This is a genomic window from Kitasatospora nipponensis, from assembly GCF_039528135.1.
GTDB lineage: Bacteria > Actinomycetota > Actinomycetes > Streptomycetales > Streptomycetaceae > Kitasatospora > Kitasatospora nipponensis.
In genome coordinates this window covers 1-995 of record NZ_BAAALF010000529.1, presented here as the reverse complement: position 1 = coordinate 995, position 995 = coordinate 1, and the positions used below count along the sequence as shown (strand labels likewise).

Sequence of the window (995 nt, the reverse complement as noted above, 5' to 3'; positions counted from 1 at the left end):
CCAATATCGAGTGCAGCGCCGGTTCGTGCCGGCCGGCCCAGTGGGGGCCGTTGTTGCGGGCCTGGCCGGTCAGCGGGTCCTTGCCGTGGTTGGTCGACAGGTAGGAGTTGGTGGCCTGGGCGAAGTACTCCCGCTCGTCGACCGAGCTGTAGTTCTCCTTCTTCCCACCCTTGGTGTCCTGGCGCGGGCCGTCGGGCCACTGGGCCGGCCGGTCGGACGTACCGTCGCTCGCCTTCTTCTGTTCGAAGATCTCGGTGACAGCCAGCTTCTGGTCCTTCGAGAGCCCGAACTCGTGGATGGCGTGGGCGAATTCGTGCGTGGTGCTCGAGTACCCGTCCGCGTAGTGGGGGGTGTCACCGATGGAGGTCTTCTCGCCGAGCAGGTTCTCCTCGGTGATGGCCACCTTCTTCAAGGCAGAGCCCCGGACGTCGTCCCAGCCACGGCCCTGGCCGGATTCGCCCTCCGGGCGCCGGCCGTTGAGATCCGCGAAGGCCGGCACGTCGGTCAGCCGGACGTCCCTCGGGACGACCACCACCTCGACACCGTTGGTGAGCAACCGCTCGGCCACATCGGGGTTACGCAGCAGGCGCGCCAGCTGCTGCTGGGCCTCGTGCCGCGCCGCACCGCCCTGCACCGTACGGGGGTCGACCTCGACCAGCAGGTGCGCGGCCGACTCGGCGAACTCGTCCGGCGTCGAGGACTTGCGCAGCTCGGCGACGAACTTCTGGTCCGTGGCCAGTGCCCGTCGCTCCTCGGGCTTGAGGTTGCCGAGGGTGTCCAGCCGCTCCTGCTGACCCATCGTCGGCACATCGCGCTTCGGCTCGACCGGAGTCTCCGGGGTGGTGTGCTCGCGGGTGTCGAACTCGTGCCGGCGCTGCTCGCGCTCCTGCTCGCGCTGGCGCTGCTCCTGGGTGTGGGGGCGGCTACTGGGCTCAGTGCGGGTATCCGTCCGAGGCTGTGGGGCCGGAGCACCCGCAGCAGGCGGAGTCGATCCG

General features: G+C 69.6%; 1 protein-coding gene. It reads right to left on the bottom strand.

The window, feature by feature from the left end; translation table 11 throughout:
- On the bottom strand, window positions 1–799 hold a 799-nt coding region (locus ABD323_RS41670; RefSeq protein ID WP_344447289.1), incomplete at its 3' end, for an anthrax toxin lethal factor-related metalloendopeptidase.
- Between the last annotated feature and the right edge of the window lie 196 nt (window positions 800–995).